General features: G+C 71.2%; 2 protein-coding genes. Both read left to right on the top strand.

Annotation, left to right across the window (positions count from 1 at the left end):
- Positions 1-2,101 (top strand): EAL domain-containing protein (locus N790_RS04295; RefSeq protein ID WP_052385678.1); only part of this gene is annotated, 2,101 nt, incomplete at its 5' end.
- A 1-nt stretch (position 2,102) separates the two neighbouring features.
- On the top strand, positions 2,103-3,920 hold a 1,818-nt coding region (locus N790_RS04290; RefSeq protein WP_052385677.1), incomplete at its 3' end, for an ATP-binding protein.

Here is a 3,920-nt window from a genome sequence, read left to right as displayed (position 1 = left end):
GCCCGCGCCTGCGCCCGCTCCCGCCGCGCCACCCGCCGCGGCCGAGCCGCCGCCGGTCACGCCCGGCACCCGCGTCTACCACCTCACCGAACACGGCCCGCTGTCGCTGGAGCTCGACCAGCGCCTGGAAGCCGCCGGCTACGAAGTGGAGCTGCTGGAAAGCGCCGACGAACTGCACGAACTGCTGGGCGCCCTGCCCGCCCGCCTGGCCCTGGTGGACGCCGCCTTCAGCGACCAGCTCGACGCCATCGGCGCCACCGTGCGCGAAGCCCGCACGCGCAGCAGCCAGCCCATCCAGCTGGTGGCGCTGAGCGCCACCGACGACATCACCCTGCGCCTGAACGCCCAGCGCGCCGGCGTCGACCTGCTGCTGGTGGAGCCCAACGCCGCCGAAGTGCTGCGGCGCCTGGCGGTGCTGCTCAGCCCGGGCGGCGGCGAACCCTTCCGCGTGCTGGTGGTGGAGGACGACCGCAACCAGGCCCTGTTCGCCGAAGGCATCCTGCGCAACGCCGGCATGCAGACCGAAGTGGTGCTCGACCCGCTGGACGTGCTCGAGGCCCTGCACCGCTTCAACCCCGACCTGATCCTGATGGACCTGCACATGCCGCATGCCAACGGCATCGAGCTGACCGTGCTGATCCGCGACCAGGACCCGTTCCTGCACACGCCCATCGTGTTCCTGTCGGGCGAAGCCGACACCGACCGCCAGTTCGACGCGCTCGAGGCCGGCGGCGACGACTTCATCTCCAAGCCGGTGCGGCCCAAGCACCTGATCGCCGCCGTGCAGAACCGCGTCACCCGCCACCGCGCTATGCAGGCGCGGCCGGCCCGGCGCTCCGGGCGCAACCCGGAAACGGGCCTGCTGCACCGCTCGGAGCTGCTGGAATCGCTGCACGGCGTGGTGGCCGGCGCCAGCGCCGACAGCGCCGGCGGCCTGCTGTTCCTGGAAGTGGAAAGCGTGAACCTGCTGCGCGACCGCCTGGGCCTGACCGCGCTCGAGCAGCTGCTGGCCGGCGTGGGCAAGCTGGTGGGCGAACGCGCCGGGCAGGTGCCCGCCACGCGCTTCGGCGACGGCAGCTTCCTGGTGCTCGACACCGAACGCGACGAGGCCGCGCTGGAAGCCTTCGCGGCCCAGCTGCGCGGCGCGCTGGTGCAGCACCCGTTCGCCGTGCAGGGGCACCCGCTGCGCCTGCGCGTGTCGGTGGGCATCTGCGCCTTCAGGCACCGTTTCCACAACGCCGGCGACCTGCTCAACGCCGCCGAACGCATGGCCCGCGAGGCGCGCACCAGCGACCGCGGCTTCAAGCGCTTCGAGCCCGCCCAGCCCACCGAGGCCGCGCGCGAGGCGGCGCTGGTGAAGCAGATCCGCGAGGCCATCGCGCTCAACAGCCTGGAACTACTCTACCAGCCGGTGGTGGCCGTGGCCGGCAGCGACGACTCCCAGTACCAGGTGCTGCTGCGCCTGCGCGACGCCAACGGCAAGCTGCTGCCGGCGGCCGAGGTGGTACCGCTGGCCGAACGCGGCGACTTCATCCTCGACATCGACCGCTGGGTGCTGCAGGCCTCGATGAAGCTGGTGCGCGACCGCCGCGCCGAAGGCCGGCCGCTGCGCCTGTTCGTCACCCAGTCGCCGCTGACGCTGGCCGACCCGGGCCAGGCCACCTGGCTCAAGGCCGAGCTGGTGGCGCACGACGTGCCCGGCACCTCGATGGTGATCGAGCTGCGCATGGAGGACGCCGTCATCCACGCCGCCACCATCCGCCAGTTCTGCGACGCCATGGTGGCCGACGGCGTGCAGTTCTGCCTGAGCCAGTTCGAATCCAGCCCCGACACCGAGCGCCTGTTCGACGAGCTGCCGCTGGGCTTCGTGAAGCTGGCGCGCAAGTACACCGCCACCGCGCTCACGCCGGCCATGCGCGACGAGCTCAAGGTGCTGATCGACCGCGCCCATCGCCGCGGGCTCGAGGTGATCGGCCACGGCGTCGAGGACGCCCAGGCCGCCGCCACGCTGTGGATGAGCGGCATCGACTTCATCCAGGGCAACCTGGTGCAGCAGGCTGATCGCGACATGGATTTCGACTTCCAGCAGGCGGTGCTCTGAGATGCCTCCCAACGTGCAGGATGCGTTGATCGTCCGCTGGCTGGCCATCGCCGGCGCCGCCGGTGCCGCGGTGGCCGCGGCCATCAGCCACTTCAGCGACAACTGGCTGTGGCAGTCGCTGGCCCTGGTGGCGGCACTGCTGGCGCTGGCCGGCGCGGCCGGCTTCTGGCGCACGGTGACCCTGCGCAACCGCGCGCTGGTGCAGGCCGCCCAGACCACCGGCGAACAAACCCGCGAGGTGAACGCGCTGCAGGAAGAACTGGCCCTGCACCGCCGCCTCGAGCGCGAACTCACCGAAGCCAAGCAGGCGGCCGAATCGGCCATGATGGCCAAGGGCGAATTCCTGGCCACCATGAGCCACGAAATCCGCACGCCGCTCAACGGCATCATCCCCATGCTCGACCTGCTGATGAGCTCGCGCCTGCAGCCCGACCAGCAGGAGATCCTGCGCACCGCCTACACCTCGGCGCGGCAGATGCAGCGCATCGTCGACGACATCCTCGACTACTCCAAGCTCGAGGCGAACAAGGTGACGCTGGAAACCACCAGCTTCAACCTGCGCGAACTGCTCGATTCGGTGATCCGCCTGATGGAAAAGCCGGCCGAATCCAAGGGCCTGCGCCTGAGCCTGCAGATCGACCCGGCCGTGCGGCTGGCCGTGCGCGGCGACCCGGTGCGCCTGCGCCAGGTGCTGACCAACCTGCTCAGCAACGCCGTGAAGTTCACCGAGCGCGGTTCAGTGAGCCTGGCCGTGAGCCGCCGCGGCGAAACCCGCAGCCAGCACGAGCTGCGCTTCGAGGTCACCGACACCGGCATCGGCATCGACAAGGACGCGCGCCTGTTCCGCGCCTTCAGCCAGGCCGACGCCAGCACCACCCGCCTGTACGGCGGCACCGGCCTTGGACTGGTGATCTGCAAGCGCATCGTCGACCTGATGGGCGGCAGCATCGGCGTGGAATCCGAGCCCGGCCGCGGTTCCACGTTCTGGTTCGAGATCCCGCTGCTCAAGGCCGCCGGCGACATCCAGGGCCAGCGCACCGACCTCAATGGCGCCCGCGTGCTGCTGCTGAGCACCGACGCCCACCTGCGCCAGCGCATCGGCCAGGCCGCGCCCGGCTGGGGCGCCAACCTCACCCAGGCCGAAACCACGCAGGACACGCTGACCAAGCTGCGCACCGCGCTCACCCGCGGCGCCAACTGGAGCTTCGACCTGCTGCTGGTGGACCTGAGCAGCGTGCGCAGCACGGCCATCGCCCTGCACCGCAACCTGCGCCGCACCCCGGAACTGGAGGACCTGCGCGTGGTGTACCTGCATGGCGACGAGGCCGTGGCCGCCGAACTCTCCCAGGGGCCGCACGCTCTGCTGCTGCCGCGCCAGATCGGCGGCACTGAGCTGCGCAACGCCATCGGCAGCTTCCTGTCGGCCCAGGCCGCGCCGCGCACGCCGGAACCCGAACCCGAGCCGCTGCCCGAACGCACGCTGGTGGGCTCCGCCGGCGAGGACGGCGGCGACACCGGCAAGGGCCGCCTGCGCGGGCGCGTCCTGCTGGTGGAAGACAACCCGGTGAACCTGATGGTGGCGCAGCGCCTGGTGGGCCTGCTGGGCCTGCACTGCGAAACCGCCGACAACGGCGAGAAGGCGCTCGACCGCATGCAGCAGGGCAACCTGGACCTGGTGCTGATGGACTGCCAGATGCCGGTGAAGGACGGTTACACCGCCTCGCGCGAATGGCGCCAGCACGAGGTGGCGCAGAACCTGCCGCGCCTGCCCATCATCGCCATGACCGCCAACGCCATGGCCGGCGACCGCCAGAAGTGC

The organism is Arenimonas malthae CC-JY-1, assembly GCF_000747075.1.
Classification (GTDB): Bacteria; Pseudomonadota; Gammaproteobacteria; order Xanthomonadales; family Xanthomonadaceae; genus Arenimonas; species Arenimonas malthae.
This window is presented reverse-complemented; position numbering and strand designations above follow the sequence as displayed.